At 38.5% G+C, this 20,345-nt stretch carries 23 protein-coding genes; 10 read left to right on the forward strand and 13 right to left on the reverse strand.

The window, feature by feature from the left end:
* Positions 1-7: 7 nt before the first annotated feature.
* From LV716_RS05925 to LV716_RS05955, 7 genes are all read right to left on the reverse strand, one after another.
* Positions 8-439 carry a hypothetical protein gene (locus tag LV716_RS05925; RefSeq protein WP_163416837.1) on the reverse strand — a complete coding sequence of 144 codons (432 nt, stop codon included), beginning with the start codon at positions 437-439 and terminating at the stop codon, positions 8-10.
* A gap of 131 nt (positions 440-570) precedes the next feature.
* On the reverse strand, positions 571-2,214 hold the full coding sequence (locus tag LV716_RS05930) for a lamin tail domain-containing protein (RefSeq protein WP_163416838.1): 1,644 nt from the start codon (positions 2,212-2,214) through the stop codon (positions 571-573).
* A gap of 185 nt (positions 2,215-2,399) precedes the next feature.
* Positions 2,400-2,708, reverse strand: a complete 309-nt coding sequence (locus LV716_RS05935) for a hypothetical protein (protein WP_163416839.1) — start codon at positions 2,706-2,708, stop codon at positions 2,400-2,402.
* Positions 2,709-2,718: 10 nt separating this feature from the next.
* The gene (locus tag LV716_RS05940) at positions 2,719-3,564 is read right to left on the reverse strand and encodes a DUF5777 family beta-barrel protein (RefSeq protein ID WP_163416840.1); all 846 of its coding nucleotides are present in this window, start codon (positions 3,562-3,564) and stop codon (positions 2,719-2,721) included.
* A gap of 21 nt (positions 3,565-3,585) precedes the next feature.
* Positions 3,586-3,996 (reverse strand): hypothetical protein, encoded by a 411-nt coding sequence (locus LV716_RS05945; protein WP_163416841.1) that lies wholly within the window; start codon positions 3,994-3,996, stop codon positions 3,586-3,588.
* A complete protein-coding gene (locus LV716_RS05950; protein ID WP_163416842.1) occupies positions 3,993-4,556 on the reverse strand; it encodes a YceI family protein in 564 nt (187 codons plus the stop codon). Before LV716_RS05950 ends, LV716_RS05945 begins: the two co-directional genes overlap by 4 nt.
* Positions 4,557-4,586: 30 nt before the next feature.
* Positions 4,587-4,979 carry a hypothetical protein gene (locus tag LV716_RS05955; protein WP_163416843.1) on the reverse strand — a complete coding sequence of 131 codons (393 nt, stop codon included), beginning with the start codon at positions 4,977-4,979 and terminating at the stop codon, positions 4,587-4,589.
* Between the two features lie 257 nt (positions 4,980-5,236).
* On the opposite strand from LV716_RS05955, the gene LV716_RS05960 reads away from it, so the two are divergent.
* The 4 genes from LV716_RS05960 (at position 5,237) to LV716_RS05975 (ending at position 8,470) form a co-directional block, all read left to right on the forward strand.
* Complete coding sequence (locus LV716_RS05960; protein ID WP_163416844.1) at positions 5,237-6,370, forward strand: LytTR family transcriptional regulator; 1,134 nt, start codon at positions 5,237-5,239, stop codon at positions 6,368-6,370.
* A gap of 340 nt (positions 6,371-6,710) precedes the next feature.
* Positions 6,711-7,046 (forward strand): hypothetical protein, encoded by a 336-nt coding sequence (locus LV716_RS05965; protein ID WP_163416845.1) that lies wholly within the window; start codon positions 6,711-6,713, stop codon positions 7,044-7,046.
* 189 nt (positions 7,047-7,235) lie between these two features.
* Positions 7,236-7,697 carry a hypothetical protein gene (locus LV716_RS05970; protein ID WP_163416846.1) on the forward strand — a complete coding sequence of 154 codons (462 nt, stop codon included), beginning with the start codon at positions 7,236-7,238 and terminating at the stop codon, positions 7,695-7,697.
* Positions 7,698-7,861: 164 nt separating this feature from the next.
* Positions 7,862-8,470: an ankyrin repeat domain-containing protein gene (locus LV716_RS05975; RefSeq protein ID WP_163416847.1), complete on the forward strand. Its 609-nt coding sequence runs from the start codon at positions 7,862-7,864 to the stop codon at positions 8,468-8,470.
* 300 nt (positions 8,471-8,770) lie between these two features.
* On the opposite strand, the gene LV716_RS05980 is transcribed toward LV716_RS05975, so the two are convergent.
* The 4 genes from LV716_RS05980 to LV716_RS05995 form a co-directional block, all read right to left on the reverse strand.
* A complete protein-coding gene (locus tag LV716_RS05980) occupies positions 8,771-9,547 on the reverse strand; it encodes a DUF3050 domain-containing protein (protein WP_317167629.1) in 777 nt (258 codons plus the stop codon).
* Between the two features lie 40 nt (positions 9,548-9,587).
* Entirely contained in the window at positions 9,588-10,121 is a 534-nt protein-coding gene (locus LV716_RS05985) for an ankyrin repeat domain-containing protein (protein WP_163416848.1), read from the reverse strand.
* Positions 10,122-10,139: 18 nt separating this feature from the next.
* Positions 10,140-11,267: a glutamyl-tRNA reductase gene (hemA, locus tag LV716_RS05990; RefSeq protein ID WP_163416849.1), complete on the reverse strand. Its 1,128-nt coding sequence runs from the start codon at positions 11,265-11,267 to the stop codon at positions 10,140-10,142.
* A gap of 67 nt (positions 11,268-11,334) precedes the next feature.
* The gene (locus tag LV716_RS05995; RefSeq protein ID WP_370637494.1) at positions 11,335-12,855 is read right to left on the reverse strand and encodes a catalase; all 1,521 of its coding nucleotides are present in this window, start codon (positions 12,853-12,855) and stop codon (positions 11,335-11,337) included.
* Positions 12,856-12,944: 89 nt separating this feature from the next.
* Between LV716_RS05995 and LV716_RS06000 the strand changes: the two genes are divergently transcribed.
* The gene (locus LV716_RS06000) at positions 12,945-13,877 is read left to right on the forward strand and encodes a hydrogen peroxide-inducible genes activator (protein WP_163416850.1); all 933 of its coding nucleotides are present in this window, start codon (positions 12,945-12,947) and stop codon (positions 13,875-13,877) included.
* A gap of 725 nt (positions 13,878-14,602) precedes the next feature.
* Here the strand turns inward: LV716_RS06000 and LV716_RS06005 are convergent.
* Entirely contained in the window at positions 14,603-15,589 is a 987-nt protein-coding gene (locus LV716_RS06005; RefSeq protein ID WP_163416851.1) for an aldo/keto reductase, read from the reverse strand.
* 198 nt (positions 15,590-15,787) lie between these two features.
* Here LV716_RS06005 and LV716_RS06010 point away from each other — a divergent pair, with 198 nt between their 5' ends.
* The 5 genes from LV716_RS06010 (at position 15,788) to LV716_RS06030 (ending at position 19,093) form a co-directional block, all read left to right on the forward strand.
* Positions 15,788-16,384, forward strand: coding sequence for a GNAT family N-acetyltransferase (locus LV716_RS06010; RefSeq protein ID WP_163416852.1), 597 nt, complete (start codon positions 15,788-15,790; stop codon positions 16,382-16,384).
* Positions 16,385-16,391: 7 nt separating this feature from the next.
* Positions 16,392-17,222 carry a LytTR family DNA-binding domain-containing protein gene (locus LV716_RS06015; RefSeq protein ID WP_163416853.1) on the forward strand — a complete coding sequence of 277 codons (831 nt, stop codon included), beginning with the start codon at positions 16,392-16,394 and terminating at the stop codon, positions 17,220-17,222.
* A gap of 175 nt (positions 17,223-17,397) precedes the next feature.
* Entirely contained in the window at positions 17,398-17,886 is a 489-nt protein-coding gene (locus tag LV716_RS06020; protein ID WP_163416854.1) for a nuclear transport factor 2 family protein, read from the forward strand.
* A gap of 71 nt (positions 17,887-17,957) precedes the next feature.
* The gene (locus LV716_RS06025; protein ID WP_163416855.1) at positions 17,958-18,590 is read left to right on the forward strand and encodes a CPBP family intramembrane glutamic endopeptidase; all 633 of its coding nucleotides are present in this window, start codon (positions 17,958-17,960) and stop codon (positions 18,588-18,590) included.
* Between the two features lie 107 nt (positions 18,591-18,697).
* Positions 18,698-19,093 (forward strand): hypothetical protein, encoded by a 396-nt coding sequence (locus tag LV716_RS06030; protein ID WP_163416856.1) that lies wholly within the window; start codon positions 18,698-18,700, stop codon positions 19,091-19,093.
* Here LV716_RS06030 and LV716_RS06035 read toward each other — a convergent pair.
* Positions 19,079-20,218 carry a glycerate kinase gene (locus LV716_RS06035; RefSeq protein WP_163416857.1) on the reverse strand — a complete coding sequence of 380 codons (1,140 nt, stop codon included), beginning with the start codon at positions 20,216-20,218 and terminating at the stop codon, positions 19,079-19,081. The two genes, LV716_RS06030 and LV716_RS06035, sit on opposite strands and share 15 nt — an antisense overlap.
* Between the last annotated feature and the right edge of the window lie 127 nt (positions 20,219-20,345).

Consider the following 20,345-nt stretch of genomic DNA (forward strand, 5'->3'; position numbering starts at 1 on the left):
ATATAACTTACTGTAAAACACAGTTTAGCATTATAGCGTCCATTAAAAAACCTTTGAACACTCCTTTCAATTTAACTTTATCCCCTTCATTTAATTTTCTTACCATTTCTGCTTGTTCGGTTCGCATATCGCACATTACATAAGAAACTTTACTTCCACTATAGAGCAACACGGTGTATCTATTGTTTAGAAAGGTTACTTCTTTGACCTCGCCTTCCACTTCAATGACCTTTTCCATGTACGCAGCGTTAGCTTCTTGTTCATCTTCTAGAAACCTATCTACCAACAGCTCCGAACTTATAGCAAGTTCTGGTGAAGCAACAATAACGTCCCTAGCATACGGTTCTCTGGTTAAAAAATTATAAAAATAGTAAGAGCCGACCATCAATATTAGAATTGATAATGAAATCGTTACAATTTTTACTTTTTTAGATATCATAAAAAGACTTCTCCGTTTATTGCAAAATTAGTGAAACCCACGAAGCTTAAAATAGTATTTTTTACTTCGTGGGTTTGAAAGAAAATCAAACATAGCAATTTGTTTCCCATCTCTGCCTTTACAGCATACTCTTATTCAAGTCCGCCAATCTCTTCGACCTCTATTCCAATGACACCATTGTCTTGACCCAAGCTTCTGGAATCAACACCCCAATCGTCTGAAGTGAAACCCTCGCCATCATAGGCAATACTGGTACCACTGAACGCACCTGAAACAAAACCTCCTTCGTTCCAAATACCTGCCGCTACAGCGACGACCTCCCTTGCGTTACCTGCTGCACCCCACTGTACAAAGCTTCTAATATTATCAGCGTTACCAAAGCCATCATTGTTCGCATATAGACCTAATCCACCTGCGTCCTCAGGTACTTCAAGAACTACTGGTGATATGACCAAGAACTCACCAGGGGCCAGGGATAAGGAACCACTTACAACCTCGGTAGCGTCGCCATCACCTACCCTAAAGTATTTTCCAGGGCCAAGGCACATCCAGTAGTCGGAAAGATTTACTGTTATGTTTCCGTTATTGTAAAGTTCGATATCGTCATTCAAGAAATATTCCACTTCATTGATGATCACAGAACGTTCTACCACAACTTCCTTGAATATGTTTTCTTCACCAAAGGTGATCATATCAGTGCCTGCCCAATCGTCTGAAGTAAGTCCTTCACCATCGTAAGCAATACTTGCACCGACCGGCACATTGGGAACGTAACCACCAGCATTCCATATACCGGCTTCCACGGCCACAACTTCTCTTGCATTACCAGCAGCACCCCATTGCACGAAGCTTCTAATGTTATCTGCACTACCAAAGTTATCGTTATTGGCATAGAGCCCAAGTCCACCCGCATCGTTAGGAGCTTCAAGAGCCATAGGTGCAATAACCAAATAGTTACCGGACTCCAAGGAAACAGAACCACTTATAATCTTAGTGGCATCACCGTCACCTATCCTAAAATATTTTCCTGGTCCAAGGCACATCCAATAGTCTGAAAGGTCTACGGTTACATCTCCGTTATTATATAATTCGATATAATCATCGACCAAATATTCCACCTCATTAATGATTACGGAGCGTACCTCCGCCACAGGTTCTGTAAATGTATTGCCCTCGCCCAAGGTAGGGGTAGATGTCCCTGACCAATCATCTGATGTGTTGCCTTCTCCGTCATAAGCTATACTAGACCCAGTTGGCACATTGGGGATGAAACCACCGGCATTCCAGATACCAGCTTCCACGGCAACAACTTCTCTTGCATTACCAGCAGCACCCCATTGTACAAAGCTTCTAATGTTATCTGCACTACCAAAGTTATCGTTGTTGGCGTAGAGCCCAAGTCCACCCGCATTGTCAGACGCTTCAAGAGCTACTGGTGCTATCACCAAAAATTCACTGGGCTCAAGGGTTACCGATCCACTTACGATCTCGGTAGCTTCTGCATCACCGATTCTAAAATATTGTCCAGGGCCAAGGCACATCCAGTAATCGGTAAGATCCACGGCTACGTCTCCATTATTATAAAGTTCAATCTGGTCGTTCACTAAGTATTCTACTTCGTTGATAATTACAGAACGTACTTCTTCTGCTGGGGGATCTTGGCCTTCTTCAACCGGATCCTGACCTCCAGGGTCTATGTCGTCGTTGTATGCATCGTCTTCCGAGCAGCTCCATACTGCCAATACTGTTAAAAGGGATAATAGATAATTTTTCATTTTTAGATAATTTTTAATTAAAGAATAATTGTTTTGAAGATTTAAAAAGTTTGAATGTCCAGTAACCGTTTTGATTACTGTGCCATCTATTAAGTTTAGCGGAAAGGGTGGGATGCTATGTTTTTAGAAAAATTGTTAAGCGTATTGCTTATCGCATGCTCTGGTACATAGATTTCCTCTCCGCTTTATGCTTCATAATTTGATTTTTGACATGATTTAGCGGCACACCCATTGCAACTGTACACCGGAACAGGAGTTCTGCCATTATTTTTTTCACCCATTTCTGGATAGCCGAGTTCCGTTAGCACGTTCAGCGCATTGGAAATTTGATTTGCCCTAACAAAATTGAATACGACCAGCGACTCCATTGGGTAAAGATTCACATTGGTGATGTCCTTGATACTTGATAGTGCTTCTTTGATCTTGACCGAACAACGAGAGCAAAATGATTGTTGCACCGGAATCCTTGCGATACTTAGTTTACTTGTTTTCATTGTTTTAGTTTTAAAAGACTCTTGATAGATTGAACCCAAAGAATATATCCCCGTCAGACCAGTCACCCGTTGCTTGCCCTAAGAAACCGTTAGTATTCATTGGTTGGGCATTGGTAAAATGCAGTTGAAAAACATGACCTCCCGTTTCAATATCGATACCCACGGAAAGGGGATTGTTAAAAGGAGCGTTTTCGGCTCTATTCAGGTGAAATCCGTAATCGATATTAAGCGATAGCCTTTTTGACAATTTATGCCTACCTCCAATTCCAAGGGCGTATTGTGAATTCTCTTGTTCATCCAGTTGCACCAAATTGTCGTGGAAAAAGGTCGGGATTAGCTCTAAAGAAAAGTTCTTGTTGAACTTCTTAGCTATTAACAGTTGGGCAGTATATCCAAGACGATTCTCAAACTGAAGGAGCGGTAAATTGGCATCATCCAAAGCTCCATTGATAAGCAAAGTTCCAAAGCCTACCAATGTAACGGGAAATCCCTTTTTTTGCTGCCTTACCAATCGAAGCTTTAACGAGCTTTCATAGGTTTTTAAAAATGAACTGCGCGAAACCCCTATGTTGATACCGTCAGAGACCCCATAGATGAAGTTCAATCGGGTAACCGCTTGATCAAGCCCGAAAAAATCTTCAAATCCTGGTTTTATGGAGCCAAACCTGTGGGATACCACAAAATACAGCTCCTTTTGGGATACCATTTTGGTAGATTCAAAGTTTATGATTTTCAATCCTTTAAAAGCGGCACTTTCAAAGTCTTTGGTATCGTTAGTATCAATTTCCGATAATAGGTCGTCTTGTGAAAAAACAACTATGGGTATAAAAAATATGATGAGATATATTATTTTCATTTTTTCTGTTTTCTGAAGTGTTTAGTAGGTATTGATTAGGATAGCCTGGTCTATTTTTACGATTTCGAGCAGATCGTCATAGCCTACGCATCTTCCTTTTACACGAATCATGTTCCCTTTTATCAAGGTTGCTTCAATGTCGCTATTGCCATCAAAATCTATTTGAACTTTATCATCTACAATAATGGTTCGTTGTTGTTCCACATTGCTTATTAAGCCATTGACTTCAATAATTTTATCCGCAAAGCTTTCCAACGAACCGTTAGCATCGGCAAATCTGTTCTGTAACTCTGTCGCCGATAAAACCGCTACTGTTTGTTCTTCAATCACATTTCTGTGAGGTTTGTACATGTAGCTGTACATAAAAAAAGAGACAAACGTTATAATGATTAGTGCTACAAAGGCAATGGTCAGATATTTTTGCATTTTCATTTTCCAACAAGATTAAAGTTGATTTGTACCAATACTTCTTTAGCAATCTTGTTGCGCACTAATTTTGGAATTTCAATATCAAAATCTTCTGGAGCAACTTTGAAAGCACCCTCCATGACAATGACATCTTCCACTTTACGAACCGATAGGATTGTCCGTATATCTTTTTCTTTTCCATGCAATCCCAGCGTTCCATTTACGGGAACATCCGATGGGGATTCCGTAAGTTTTGAGCTATCAAAATCCAATAGTTTTCCTTTGAAGGTTGCTTTTGGATAAGTATCGGATTCAATATAGTTTTCATTGAAATGCTCTTGCATCAACGAATTCTTGAAGCGAAATCCTTTTACTAAAGCCAGAGAAGCTATTTGGTTGGTTCCCGTATCCAATATGGCAGTAGCAGATTCGGTCTCTGCCTTCACTTCTTCAAATAGTTTTTCTGAAGCTTCAAATACAATATTGGCATTTTTATCAATGTATTTTTCTTGCGCATTGCCAGTATAAACTCCTATTACTGTAGAGATCATAGCTAACAAAATCGTGTTCTTTACGTTTTTCATTGTTGTCTATTTTGGTGTTATGTTTATGTGTTATTCTGCCAATCCTTCTTGAATCCATTGTTCGATAAGGTCTATCGATGATTGGGGTATCCTGCCAGAAGGCGGCATGGCGCTAGGCTCTCCGGTTTGTTTGGAGATGGTGTTCAGTACTCCTGCATTTCGAGCACGTACCTGGTCGTAGGTTACCAGAGCAAATGGCGCCCCGTTTCTTGGTGGACTTGAATGGCACCCCAAACAATTGCTTGTGATTATGGGTTGAATGTTGGCTGAAAATGTAACCGTGGCATTTCCATTTTCACCATCACCTTCATTATCCGTGTTCTCGGTATCGTCCACTAGCAATAGATCACTTTCACTATCGTTGGTGCAACCAAATACCAAAACAGCTGAAAAAAGCAAGATGGGTTTTAAAATGTTCTTCATTTGTGTTTGATTTTTTGTTCACAGCAAAACAACTATATACCAGGGGGTTATAAGAACAAAATGTTCGTGAGAGGGAAGAATTGACTTTGAAAGGGAAGAATTGACCGTGATATGGAAAGAGATTTTCCAATGAAAAACTAGTTTCCCAAAACTGGGAAAGAAAGTTATTTTTGCAAAGAAGGTTTGTGATGGATTTTTTAAAACCAATCAATCTTATTCCGTAGTTAAGGAAATTACATTTTGAACATTGTAACCCCATGAGAAAGGATAGGCTCTATTTTTTTACATTTTTGGCCATTACGGTAATTTTTGTGCTCATTGCAGGAATATCAACCAGGTCATTTATAAAGGTCAGTGCCAATAACCTTTTAAACACACAATTGGAATCCAGTAAACGAGAAGCTCGGGAAATTGCAAGTCTAATAGGTTTTCAATTGGCAAGTGGTATACCAAAGGATTCGGTAATCGCTAATGTCCAAAGAAGTATTGAAAACACGAATCTTGAAAATGGTTTCATTTGCATGTTCGATTGGTCTGGAAAGGAAATCTGCCATCCGGATATTACAAAAGTGGGACAGCAGATCAATCCAAATCAATCTTCAGTAACCTCGGTAGATGGTGAAATGACCTCAGAGGATTTTTACGAATTGTTGACCAACAAAAAAAGCTTTGGAGGGGTCAGGGATTTTAAAGAAGAAGACAGAGATTCCGAAATCATCTATTTATATCCGGTAAAAAACTCCGACTGGATCATTGCCGCCCATGCCAATGTAAAAAAGATCTCTACACAGATTGATGACATTAGAAACAAGTTCTACGTTATTTTCATCATCATGGGTGCGGCATTGATTCTTTGTTCCGTCATTATGGTACGAATCATAGGAAGCGCCTACGAGAAAAAGCTGGAAGCCAAAAACCAAAAGTTGGAAGACCAAAACCAACGATTGGGGGATGAGGTGGTGAACCTGGCCAAACTCAACAAAGACCTGGACAGCTATCAACAACGGGTTGTAGATGACAAACTCAATGTGCAACAAACAGAATCTGAAAAGAATAAGAAAAGGATACTCACCTACGTAAGAAATGAACTTAGACCCATTTCCACCGAGGACATTGCCTATATCTATACTGAAAGTACGATTACCTATGTAGTTTGTTTTGATGGAAGTCGTTCCACGACCAATGTTAGTTTGGATGAATTGTTTTCAAATATGGACGAAAGTCATTTTTATCGAGCCAACCGTCAATTTATAGTTGCGATTTCGGCAATCAATAAAATCATTAAGTATGGTAATAATCAATTAAAGATTTTGGTCGACCCTAATTCTGAAGTCGATATTATCATCAGCAAGAACAAAGCTGCCGAGTTTAAACAATGGCTTAATTCTTAGAACAATTAGTTGAAGGAGTTCTAATTGTCTTAGTTTATAATAAGATTGGGATTGAAAGACTTCCCGAACAATCAGTTAGGTTGTTATTTCAACTTATCCTGATATTCTTAATACTGGCAATCAAATCCAGAATAGGACTTTTCCTGTTGGTTGCTTATCATATTGCTTCAGGACTTTATGGTATATATTCCAGCGATTCAAAATTACTTATGGTTAAGATATTAATTGGATATCATTTGGCAATAGTATTGGTAATATATTTTCATGATTGGTTTGAAAACCTAAATTTGACAAAAAAGACTGAAATCTTCTACATCTAAGTTCAAAATACGATTAGAAAATGGGCTATAAAAATGTTTGTTTTGATTGCAGGAAATCCTTTAATCAAGGAACTGATTTAAATGAGATTAGAAAATCTAAATGTCCTGATTGTGGAAAATTGATAAAACAAGTTACTCACAGATTTAGACCACCAAAACAGAAAGACCTAAAGCAATGGGAAGTAGCAAAACATCTAATGCGAAATGGTTTTCTATATGAGCATGTTTATAAACAGATTTATGAAATTGGAGAGGTAACGGTTTTGGCCAATTATGCCACTTATCCTCAAAACATGAGAGATGCAATAGAGTTTGTGGGCAAATACAAGAACCAAATCAATCTAAAGTTCGAATAAACGATTGTAATATCCCTAAACAATCCTTTTGAAATTATCTTAACTTAGTTCCATACATAAAATAAGTATAGATCACATGATCTATACTCCTACGTTGTACGCAATTTGAGAAAAGTAATCTACATATTAATCGGACTATTAATTTTCGTGTCTTGTCAAGAAAAACAAAAAGCGGAAAAAGAAAAGCCCGTGTCCGAATTTGACTTGATTGCGGATTTGACCAACTTCCGACAAAAAATGACTGAATTAGACACTTTGACAATTTCTTTTGATCATTCTGTTTGTACTTATCAAGGATATGAACGAATTGAAATAACAAAACAATATGACTCAATCAGTATTGTTAGTAATTTTAAAGAAATGACTTTTAAGGAAAACTCAAAATGGGAAAGAGTTTATGACAAAAAAATACCTGAAAACGATACAATTTGGAAATTTGAGCAGTTTCTAAAACGAAATGAAAAGTGGAAAAACACTGACCAAAACAGGCGTAGAATTTTAACGTTGACAGATAAAAAAGACACAATAAGATATTCGACAGATGGACTTGTGGACTTAAATAGATTTCTATCCGATTATTACGAAACAATGAGAAAAATTTATCCAGAAAATAAAAATGGAATTTATGGAGTTGATATTGTGGAGGAATAAAAAACTGCGTACAACAATGTATAACCGCAATTACGGCGGATTCGACTACGTCCGAATCCACTCGGAATTGCTAAAGTCGGTGCCAAACCGAAAATTAACTCATATTAACCCGTAACTGACGGTTATACGAGACCGTTGTAATGCATTATAGACAATCAATTTAGATGAAGTTGCCAAAACTATTTTCACCTTTTAAATCCACCATAATTGACCATGTTGAGTTCAGCAAAGCAATTATCCATTTGGACTTGGATAAGGTGTATGAATTGATGGATTTGGGAAAAATTGATGTAAACGAATATGTGGGATTTGATAATAATGACACTATTTTAATTGAAGCCGTTTCATGTTTATCTAAACTAAAAGGTTCGGAAAAACAATTAGAGCTAATATCATTTCTTATTGACAAAGGTGCTGACGTAAATTGGAAAAATGATGATGGATACAATGCTTTTCATATTTCGCTTGCTTATCATAATCTCTCAAAAATATCTTTATTGTTATTAAGAAAAGGTAATCCAGATGTAAATATTGTGGAGGATAAACACGGAAATAGCCCAATATTTATTGCAATTCGTGAATACGGACTGACTTGGCGAGAAGAACAAAAAGAAGTCAACCAATTGCGATTTGAAATTATCAAAGAACTCTTGAATCGTGGAGCTGAATTGGATAAAATAAACAATCACGGAATTTCAGCCAGAAAATGGATTGAAAGGGTTCCTGAAAAAGATAAATTACATAATCTGATAAATGAATTTGACAAAAAATAAAGCAGTACAACACGGTGTATAAAACATAGCTAATAAATGCTAAACCGAAAGGTTTGTGTATATTTAGAAAGTCCACCAAATTTTTAATTTGGCTTTTAAAATTGATAAGTTAAAAACAAAATATAAAAAATTCGGCTCAGTGTTAATCTGAAAAGTTAGTGTCTTTTTGCTCGCTACGTTTCATACACAAGTCCTTTCAAAAGTTCAAAAAAACGATTGTTTTTTGAAAACCGAGAACTGCGGACAGGCAACGAAGCTTAGATGCACTGGGTTCAGAATGAAATCAAGGCCGAAAGGGATTCAGACCAACGTTTTGACAAAAATCGTATTGATCCCGTTCCAAAGTTGTATCCGTTGTTGTAAAGCTTGTTTTGCAATCAACGAGGCCTCTTGCCATTTTTTAATATCGGAGCCACATAATTCCGATACCATCCGCAGCGACAAGGGGCCATGTTCATCACCATCCAATTCAATATGTCTTTCCAGATAATACCTGAACTTATCATACTTTTTATTTTCGGCATCGGCTTGTTTTAAGACCTCAACGAACATATCAGGTATCAAATCCTCTCTGCCAAAGGTGAACGCAGCTGAAATCAAATGTGGTTTTCGAGTGTTTATGATGGTAAAGGTGAAATTCACAAAGTCTTGGACGCAAGTATCGGCCTGCGCTTGTTGCAAAGCTATTTTAACGGGCACGTCCTCGGAAACCCTATCAACAAAATCTTGGATACATGAGGTATTTGCGCCCAACTGTTGCATGGCTTCCAAATACATCTCAAAATGACTTTTTGCCTCACCCAATTCATTTATATCGGTTTCTTCCCCAAAGACAATTTCATTTATGAATCTGGCCAGGTTGGTATTTCTATTGGGAAGCCATGGTGTCTTGGTACAGGTAAGTTCCACTTGCAATGCCTTCAATAATGACATGAAATCCCAAACAGCAAACACATGATATTCGGTAAATATCTCGATACTATCCACAGTTTTTAGATTATCATAAAGTGGATGGTCTTTCAGTTGCTGCCGCAGTGGATTTATTTCTGAAAGTATAGTATCTAGTTTTGTCATCATTGCAAATTTAAGGATGTAAGATGTCATCCTGCTAAACGATTTATTGTTTCTTAAAGATTCTGACCACTTCCCCATTTCCTTGGAACAAGGCATGATCCAAGGGTGTTTTCCCCTGATTGTCCTTTAAGTTTGGGTCACCACCTGCTTCCATAAGTATTTTGGCCAGTTCTGCGGTGCCAAAAGTAGCGGCAAAAGTCAGCGCTGTGGCATGGTTATAGTTTTGTTGATTGACATTGGCCCCAGAAGCGACCAAAAGTTCAACCTGATTCAGAAAACCTTTAAAGATGGCACCCATTAGCGCTGTATTTCCACTTTTATCAAATGCATCGATATCGGCACCTTCGTCTATCAAGACTTTTGCAGTTTCCTCTTGGTCATTGTAGACCGCCAAAATTAAAGGGGTAAAGCCCATTGGATTTTTTTGGTTTAGTATGTCAGGATTCTTTGCGATCAATGCTTTAACCGTTTCCGTCTCTCCATTTCTGCTCGCATCATGGATACTGGAGGAATACTGGGCCTTGATGCCATTCCAAGATAGTAGCAAAGTGATTATAGTTATTGTAATTTGTTTCATGATTTTGTTTTTTGACATTCAAACGGCCAAATTCCAATGGGGACATTGGTCTTTGGACATTGGATTGTCCCTATTGATTGTAGCGTTATGTTGCTGTTTTTTATTTTGAACCGTGATCAGGTAACTTCTATTGAGATGTTTGTGCAGCCATGTGGCATAAACTTCAAGTTCTTCATAGATGATGTTTTCAACAGCGGAAACTGCGTCGGTCTGTATATCACTTTCAGGACTTATCCCTTTTCCTATCAAATCGATATCATAAATGACATTGAATCTATTGGCAATGGATTTATCAATATTGAAGGGCACCGCTAAATCAATCCATATTCGTTTTTTATCGTAGAGCCGTATACTATTGATTAGGTATTTTCGATTTCCCACTGCCGATATGACGGCATCAAAAGATTCAATGGAATTGTCGACCACACGTTGCCAGTCAAATACTTTGATTTGATATTCTTTCGCCATTTTTTTGGCTTTCGCTTCGGTACGGTTTGCAATGTATACGTTGGTCAATTCAAATTTTTTAAGGTATTTCAAGGTTTCCTGTATCATATCACCCGCACCGATGAGCAATACCTTTTTATTGGGGGCATACTGTTTTTGAAAATAACCGCGAATCAATTTTAAGGAGAGGTAGGCAATTGATGAGCTCCCAGATTGAAACAAGGATTCCTTTGCAATCCTTTTGTGGGTGCGGAAGACGGATTGAAAAGCCCGTTCCAACAATGATCCTTGCCGTTTCTGCCTTAAAGTCTCTTTAAAAGCTGTCCGCATCTGGGTAATTATCTGTCCATCTCCAAGAACAGCTGACCTTAAGCCACTTGAAACTTGCAAAAGGTGTTTCACAGTATCATGCGTGGTATTCAGTAACGAAAAAGAGGAAGCATTCAGTTCCACTTTGTGGCGTTCTTGAACAAAATCCATTAGGCTATCCCTAACAAGAATAGGGGTAGCGGAGTGGGATTCAAAATAAAGCTCGGTACGATTGCACGTGGTCAACACCAGAATTCCCTTTATGGGAAAAATCCTTTCCAGGCGCACAATAAGAGTCTCCTTTTGAACCGCATCCAACGAATAATAGGAGCGCTCAGATACCGAAGCTGTTTCGTGGGTAATACCCACATACATTAATCGATTGCTCATTTGATCGGCTTTAACTTGCGGAACGCCCAACACGCTCCGCAAGAATATTGTTATTGTTTTGATTGTGCTATCTGGAAGGCTTCGCAAAATCCTTCATGGAAAAACCTAAGTTCGTGGCCAGTTTCATACCAAAATCACGGTCTGCCCTATAGAAGTAGGTAATCATTGTTTTTTGGATGGCCTTATCTTTCACCTGACCCAAATCCCCAGCTAAATTACCGATGAGGTTTTCCTGTTCTTTTTTGGTCAACGACCTGTAAAAATCTCCTGCTTGGGAGAAATCATTGGTCTTTGATATTTTTTGCTGCCCCAAGGTCACGTTTTTCAAGGTTTCCTTTACATACTTGTACTTTTCGTCATCGGAAACGGAAATTTTGGTGCTGGGCTGGTAATTCACATCGGCATGGGCGAATTTATCATTTCGGGCACTCGCATAGCTGTCGGAGTTATAATTCACCACGCTCTCTTTGGGCCTGTTGACATCAATCTGTAGATAGTTTGGCCCAAGTCTGTGTCTATGCGTATCAAAGTAGGAAAAGAGCCTGCCTTGTAGCAATTTATCTTCAGAAGCCTGAACACCAGGTATCAAGGAACCAGGGGAAAATGCGATGGACTCCACCTCTTGGAAAAAGTTCATGGGATTCTTGTTAAGGGTCATTGTCCCAATCTTGATACGCTCAATTTTATCTTTGGGCCAGTCCTTAGTGGCATCCAACGGAAAAAAATCAAAACTGTGCAAGTCTTCGGGCTTGATCATCTGTACATAGAGGTCCCATTGCGGAAAGCGTTTTTCGTCAATATCATTGCGAAGGCTCACGGTGGCATGTTGCCAATCCATACCTTGCTGTTTAGTGGCATCTGCCACAGTAAGGTTTTTTTCACCTTGTTTGGATTCCCAGTGATACTTTACATAGGTGATTTCACCTTTTCCATTAATCCATTTGAACCCATGCACACTGCTACCGTTCATAAACTGATAGCCAGCAGGGATACCATAATCGGAATATACTCGGGTCAACATATGGGTCGCTTCGGGAATGTGGGAAAAGAAATCGAAAAAACGGTTCGGGTCTTGCTTGTTGGTAATGGGAGAGGGCTTTAAAGAATGTACCATATCCGGAAATTTAATGGCATCCCGGATAAAAAACACTGGTAGATTGTTGCCGACAATGTCATAATTCCCATCCTCGGTATAGAACTTTACTGCAAAACCACGGGGATCCCTAGCAGTTTCAGGAGAGCCCTTCCCATGGATTACCGTAGAAAAGCGCACCGCTACCTCGGTCTTTTTGCCAGCTTCCAGAAAAGGGGCGGCCATGGTGAATTGCGACATGTCGCTTGAAGCTTCAAAATAACCAAAAGCTCCGGCACCACGCGCATGTACCACACGTTCGGGTATTCTTTCCCTATCAAAAGCGGCCAATTTTTCGATCAAATGAATGTCCTCCAATAAAACGGGACCATATTCACCAACGGTCTTTGAATTTTGGTTGTCTCCCACAGGGGCACCAAAATTAGTTGTCATTTGTTGCGCCATTGTATATCCAAAACACAATACGCAGATTAAAGTGATGTTCAGTTTTCTCACGGTTTTACTATTTATTTTTAAACAAAGTAAGAGGGATTGATTATATTTATCAAATAGATAATATAAACTATGATATTTATAAAATAAATATGACAATTCAACAATTACGTTATATAGTGGCCTTGGACAACCACAGGAATTTTGTACGGGCCTCCGAAAGTTGCCATGTGGCCCAGCCCACGCTTACATTACAGGTAAAAAAGTTGGAGTACCAGATATCCCTGACGTTGTTCGACCGAAGTACACAACCTTTAAAACCAACGCCCACGGGAGAAAAGTTTATCCAAAAAGCACGGGAAATACTAGGGGAGATAGAGCAATTAAGGGCCTTGGTCAATGATGAGCGGAATTCAATGGAGGGTACGTTCAGTATTGGGGTCATACCCACTTTGGCGCCGTATTTGTTGCCTTTGTTCGTAAAGGAGTTTTTAACGGATTTCCCTAAGACCAAGCTTCAGATACAGGAGCTACAGAGCGAGGAAATCATAGAGCAATTGGAAAAGGAACAGTTGGACATGGGATTGTTGGCCACACCGCTAAATGAGAAGAACATAGTGGAAACCCCTATTTTTTACGAACCTTTTTTGGTCTATACCGATGATGTGGAAAAAATAAGGAACGGAAAGGATAGGATAAGCACAGACGACCTAAAGCCCGAAGGTATTTGGTTATTGGGGAAAGGACATTGTTTTAGGAACCAAACCTTGAAGTTCTGCGAATTCGATACGTTGGAATTTGAACGTAACCTAATCATGGAAGGTGGGTCCATCGAAACCTTAAAACCCATGATAAAGAAAGTATCCGGATATACGCTGATTCCAGAGCTTTCCTATAAGGAATCCACCGATAAGAAAAGTATTATTCGTTTTAGGGAACCACAGCCCGTACGGGAAATCAGTATTGTTACGCATAAAAATTTTATAAGGGAACGCCTTGTTATGGAACTTAGAAAATCGATACTGTCCAATACCCCCGATTCTTTTAGGAAAAACACCCGTTTTGTGAAAGTGAACTGGCGATGAATCTGATTTTTGATTCACTAATCCATAGAAATCGGAACTTGGACATTTATATAAAATAGTGGTATATACAGTCCCGAGATAATTAGGTAGAATATGGCGACTCGTTAATTGCTTGCGAATAGTGGGAATGCTGACCAAGTGGATATTTTCGGATTCTTTTTAAACCTCCCAAACGTAATTCAAAAGTTCAAATAAAGGATAGAAACCATACTATAAGAAAGCCCTCAAAACAATGTATGTATTGAGGGCACTTCCCAACTAAAATAAACACTAAACTATACGTTTCGGGTACTACTAATCTCCCTTTTTTCTGAGTTTGCTAATTCACTTTCTACAACAACGCGTTTTACTTATAAATTCCTAAACGTACCGTCAATAGGACTATGAAAACTACTGTTGAAAGAATAAAACAGGTAAAGGGGAAAAAGAAATAAATCAGTTTGTTCGTAGCTTCTCTTTTCATTTGGTTCTGTTGATTTAATTGATGAAACAAAGAAATGATGATGAAGAAAAATATGCCACAAAACCTCAGTGAGGGCGAAAATCGACACTTAAAAGGGAAAAAGGGGAGGTAAAAAAACAATACATTTACCCTACGTAACAGCGACTATCACCCCAATTGGTTTATGATATATGCTAGTCACACAATTGCCATACTTTAGGCTGCTAATTTTTGAAAAATGCAATCAGATGCTTGGGTAGGTAACGTCTATAATAGTTAAGCTTTACCACCGATGATGCACCGATGGGCGAATCATCTCATTATAAACATCTTCAACTGCCAGCATTTCTTCTTTTGAAAGATTACGGAGCTTCAACGCTTCTAAATTGGAATACAATTGCTCTTTTTTTGATACACCTGGTATTACACAGCTTACTTCTTCGAACATCAATATCCACTTTATAGCCAAATGCACCAACTCAAATTCTTTGGGAAAAATCAATTTTAACCGCTCTACTGCTTCAAGACCTAGATTGTAATCTATTCCCGAGAACGTTTCGCCTTGATCAAAAGCTTCACCTTTGCGGTTGAATTGGCGATGGTCATCATTAGAAAATATGGATCTTGTATGGAATTTGCCAGTTAACAATCCACTTGCCAATGGTACGCGGGCAATAATTCCCACATTTCTTTTTTTCGCTTGCTCAAAAAGCAACTCAGCAGGTCGATGCCTGAACATATTAAAAATAATCTGGACCGTACTCACATTGGGGTATTCTATTGCCTTTAAGGCCTCTTCGACTTTCTCAACGCTCACCCCAAGATGGGATACCTTACCCTCTTTTTTGAGTTTTTCAAATTCTTCAAAAATCTCTTGCCGATAATATACTTCGGTAGGCGGACAGTGCAGTTGAATTAAGTCCAACTTCTCAAGACCTGTATTCTTTAAACTCTGCTCTACATATTCCCTGAGCACTTTTGGTTGATAGCCTTCGCTAACATGGGGATTTATGAACCTACCACATTTAGTAGCTATATACACTTTTTCTTTTCGCGAACGAATGAGTTTGCCTACGGCTTGTTCGCTTTTCCCATTTTCGTATACATCTGCTGTGTCAATAAAGTTTATTCCGTTATCCACAGCTTCAGTAAGAATACGTTCGGCATTTTTAGCATCAAAGCCACTTCCCCATTTTCCTCCAACCTGCCATGTTCCTAGACTTATCTCAGAAACTTTTAGCCCTGTCTTTCCAAGTGTTCTATAATTCATCTAATCTGATTAAATATTTTCCTTCTTCTTTATTTATTGAAAAACAAATAGCGAAACCATTAAACATATATATCAATCCATAAAGATACTGCTAGATAGAAAATCGATGAAACTTAGTACAATAAAGTGCTGATTAAAATCATACTCAAAAAAAGCAATGCATAAAACCTATATTTGAGTATCAAAAAACTTGTTGATATGAATTCATGGTTACATCCTATTGAACTTGAAGGGAACTTGGTCAAGCTAATTCCCATGCAGCAAACACATAGAGAGGGGCTATTGGAAGCAGCCACAGATGGTAATCTTTGGGAATTGTGGTATACCTCTGTTCCATCTTCTACCACCGTGGATGCTTATATGGATTTTGCCATCAACGAACAAAAAGCACAGCGCGCACTTCCCTTTGTGATTATTGATAAAAAAACAAATACAATAGTTGGGTCAACCCGTTTCTGTAGTGTTGATGCACCAAACCGAAGGGTGGAAATAGGTTATACTTGGTATGCAAAGCATGTTCAACGTACAGGAATCAATACAGAATGTAAGTATTTATTGTTGCAACATGCTTTTGAGACACTTGATGCCATCGCCGTAGAGTTCAAAACCAACTTCTTTAATTTCCCTTCACGAAATGCCATTTTGCGATTAGGGGCAAGACAAGACGGAATCATTAGAAATCATCGTATTGACAAACAAGGAAACATTCGGGATACGGTTATCTTTTCTATCTTGAACAGCGAATGGCCTACTGTAAAAACTTCTTTGGAGTTTAAGATGAACAGAACCTATTAACTATACCATGGCAATGCCCCGATTTGATTTTAAAAAAGCTAAGAGATATTTGCCTCATATAGCATTTATAGGAGTGGGAATAGGAACGGCCAATTACTTTATGAATCCTAACCTCAACTGGATTCAATGGATAGTGCAGTCCATTTCAAATAGTTTTATTATTGGGTACATCTTGGTTTTGATCGCATCGAATAAATCTTGGTTCAGAGCCTACTTTAAATCTGACTGGCAATTGTATTCCATACTCTTTCTAGCATTTTTTATAACCGGTGTTATAGCTTCAGAAGTCGAAAGAATCATTGGTCCCCTTTTATTTAACAACGAAGAGTACCGACCATTTTCAGGAGGAAAAATTTATGTGTTCAATGGTGTGATTTCAATCGTCTTGGGCTTTAGCTTTTTTATTAACCACAGGCTTTTTCCTTATGCAGAGGCGCTTCGAGAAAAAAATTTAGATACTTCCTCTAATGAAGCAGATCTGTCTTCCGATAGCTCTGAAATCATAAACCAGGTTCCTGTGAAGCTAGGAGACAACATTCTATTGATTCCCATAGAAGAGATAGCTTATATGGAAGCTTATGACAATTATTCTTTTTTGCACGACCTAAAAGGAGAAAAAAAGCTTTGCGACTATTCCTTACTTTTTTTGGAAAAACGGCTGGGAGATTCATTTTTAAGGGTACATCGAAAATATATTGTCAATGTGGGGCAAATCAAGCAATTCAAGCCTCATATGAACGGGCGTTATGTCATTCATTTTAACGCTCCCCAACTAAATCCTATTATAAGTAGCAAAGGCTATTCAAATAGCATTCGCAAGCTTATAAAACTACAATAGCAAGTAAGGTTCCAAGTCGAACACGTTTTTCAAAATCTATTTTGCTTACTCCCTACCTCCGTTTACCCTTAGGAAAACACCATTCACTGATCTTTAAGGCTACTCGCCAAAAAACGCTTTCCCAAGTCATTGATTATCTACTACTTGTGAAAGAATAACACAAACACTTTTTATCATGAGAACAAAACGAGCATTAAGTATTATTGTATTGCTGTCACTGAATTTTTATGCCTGTAATCATTCTGGGAACACTAAGAAAACCATACCAAATTTAGAAAATGACCATTCCGTTAAAGCGTTGTTTCTATCTACTATAGAAGGTTTCAACCAAGGAAATCTAAAGTTGTTCCTTGCCAATTTTTCCGATGAAATCCATATGTATGGCACTGATGGCAATTATGTTGGAAAGGAAGCATTGCGAAAGCGTTTTGCCAAGCTGTTCCAAAAATTTCCAAATATGAAAATGGAGATCCCCGAGCTGAAACTTAAAATGCTTTCGGAAAAGGTAGTACTGGTCGACTTTCAATGGAAATTATATCCTATGGGCCAGGGGCCTAAATATAGTGGTATAGGCACTGGAATATATCTTTTTGAAAATGATTCGTGGTCCGAGATTCTCGAAATAGAAAGAACAATGCAAGTTGATAAGGAGTTAATTCCATAGGAATAAAATCATAAGAAGAGATTTTTAAACCTGATAGCATTGACACGTTTAAAAAATTAAATCTATCATAAATGACCCGTCAAAGAATTGTTCTCTTATCGCCTTTTCTCATCATAGTCATTAATCTATTGACAGCCTGTTTTTTTGGTTGCGTGATAGGAAAATGGGCCTTTGTTCCCATGATTTTGATAGGATGGGGACTATGGTCCTTCTTCATTTTAAGATTTGGGGGAATCAACTCCATCAAAAAATGGTTGACAAGGCCCGAAGCTTCTTTGGGATGGGGCTTGTTGGCGTTACTTATCGGACTTATTCCCCTACCAATTTTCATTCTACATTCAGCGAGCCTAAAAGAATGGGAAGTCTGGTTCCCTTGGATAGTATTGGCACTTATTAACCCATGGATTGAAGAATTTTATTGGCGAGGATTGCTATCCGATTACACAAAACATTGGCCTATATGGGTTTCGATACTGTTTGGCAGTACCCTATTTGCCGTAAATCATATCGCTTTTGGCATCAACTCAGAAGTCAATCGAGGAGTGGAATTGATTATTTCCACGTTTATTATGGGTCTGGTCTGGGCCCTCTTGCACCATACAACAAAAAGTTTGCGATGGGCTATTTTTTCTCACTTCTTGGTGGACTTTTTCAATCTATCCGCTCCAGCTTTTTTGGACCTTTTTGAAAAAGGTAACTGGTGATAAAGTATTGTCAATCATAAATATCTCAAATCCATTTAAATAAGTTTATTAACTTTAGTCATATTTAGTATTTAGGTTAATACGATAATCGCAATAAATCGAAAACTATGACCGATTTAGAATTTGAACAACTATTTGCTACGAGCGAATTACCTCCAGCTTTATTTACACATGAAGCCCATTTGAGACTAGCCTGGATTCATGTCACAAAATACGGTATTACTGCAGCTGTTAACAATGTCACGAAACAAATAAGACAGTTTACCCGTAAGCATGGTGCTTTGGACAAATACAACCATACCCTTACCATAGCAGCGGTTAGAGCCGTATATCATTTTGTGCTTAAATCAAAATCCGAAACATTTCAAGACTTTATTGAGGAATTCCCTAGACTGAAATTCAATTTCAAGGAACTCATGGTGTGTCATTATGGGTTTGACATTTACAACTCCACATTGGCAAAACAGGAGTACTTACAACCAGATCTTTTACCGTTCGATTGATTTTTTTAAAAGATTGGCAAAGTTATAACTGGCCAATTCCAAATTTTTAAAACTGTTCTTTTTTGCCTCGTCCAACGAACCCACTTGATTCAATATAGAAGTCGCATACTGCAATCCTGCAACTTCGAGCTCGTCTATCGATAAGGTAACCGACCCACATAATGCCGCTACAGGAATATCCTTTTCTTTGGCAGCCTTTAGCACACCTGCAATGGTTTTTCCCGATAGTGTTTGGTCATCTAACTGCCCTTCTCCTGTGATAATCCAGTCTGTATCCTCCAAAGCTTTATCAAAAGTGGCCATATCCAAAACCAAATCAATACCCGAAATCAAGGAAGCATTCAAAAAGACTACTGCTCCAGCACCCATACCACCAGCTGCACCAGCTCCAGGCATATTTTGTATAGCAACACCAAACTTTTTATAAATTACCTCAGCAAAATTCTGAAGTCCTTCATCTAATTTTTTAACCTCTTCGGGAGATGCCCCTTTTTGGGGAGCATATACGTAAGCTGCCCCATCTTTTCCATAAAGTGGATTCTTAACATCACACGCTACCTTCACCTTAAGGCTTTTGAGTTGTGGCAGTACCTTATCCGTTTTAATATCTACGACTTCATTCAGATTTTGGCCAATGGGTTCTAGAACTTCCCCGTTTTTATCCAAAAAAGAATACCCTAAAGCAGAAGCCATTCCCATACCACCATCGTTGGTAGCGCTACCTCCAATACCCAAAATAATTTCTTTTGCACCCAGTTCCAATGCATTGGCAATCAGTTGTCCTGTTCCCAATGAGGTGGTTTTCATACAGTCCAATTCATCCTTGGAAAGTAATTTGTAACCTGAGGCTTCGGACATTTCTATAAAGGCAATTTCCTTTTCTTTTGAAAAAAGATATCCCGATGCAATATCCCTAAACAAAGGGTCTTTGACCGTGGTTTTTACTTCAACAGCATTCAAGTAGTGCTTTACCACTTCAATGGTACCGTCACCCCCATCGGCCAAGGGTTTTTTTAAAATTTCTGCATGGGGGAACACTTTTTGCAATCCGTTTTCTACAGCTTCACAGAATTGTAGTCCGCTCAGGGAACCTTTATATTTATCTGGGGCCAGAACAAATTTCATGTATTGTAAATTATTGGACGGAATTAGTTTACGCTAAAAATAATGAAAGAATAGGACTCTTTCCCTTCTTATTCTAACCTTATAGTTTTATCAAAGTGGTAAAGGTTTTGCCCCTCAAAAAAAGTAT

This window comes from Flagellimonas sp. HMM57, from assembly GCF_021390175.1.
Taxonomy (GTDB): domain Bacteria; phylum Bacteroidota; class Bacteroidia; order Flavobacteriales; family Flavobacteriaceae; genus Flagellimonas.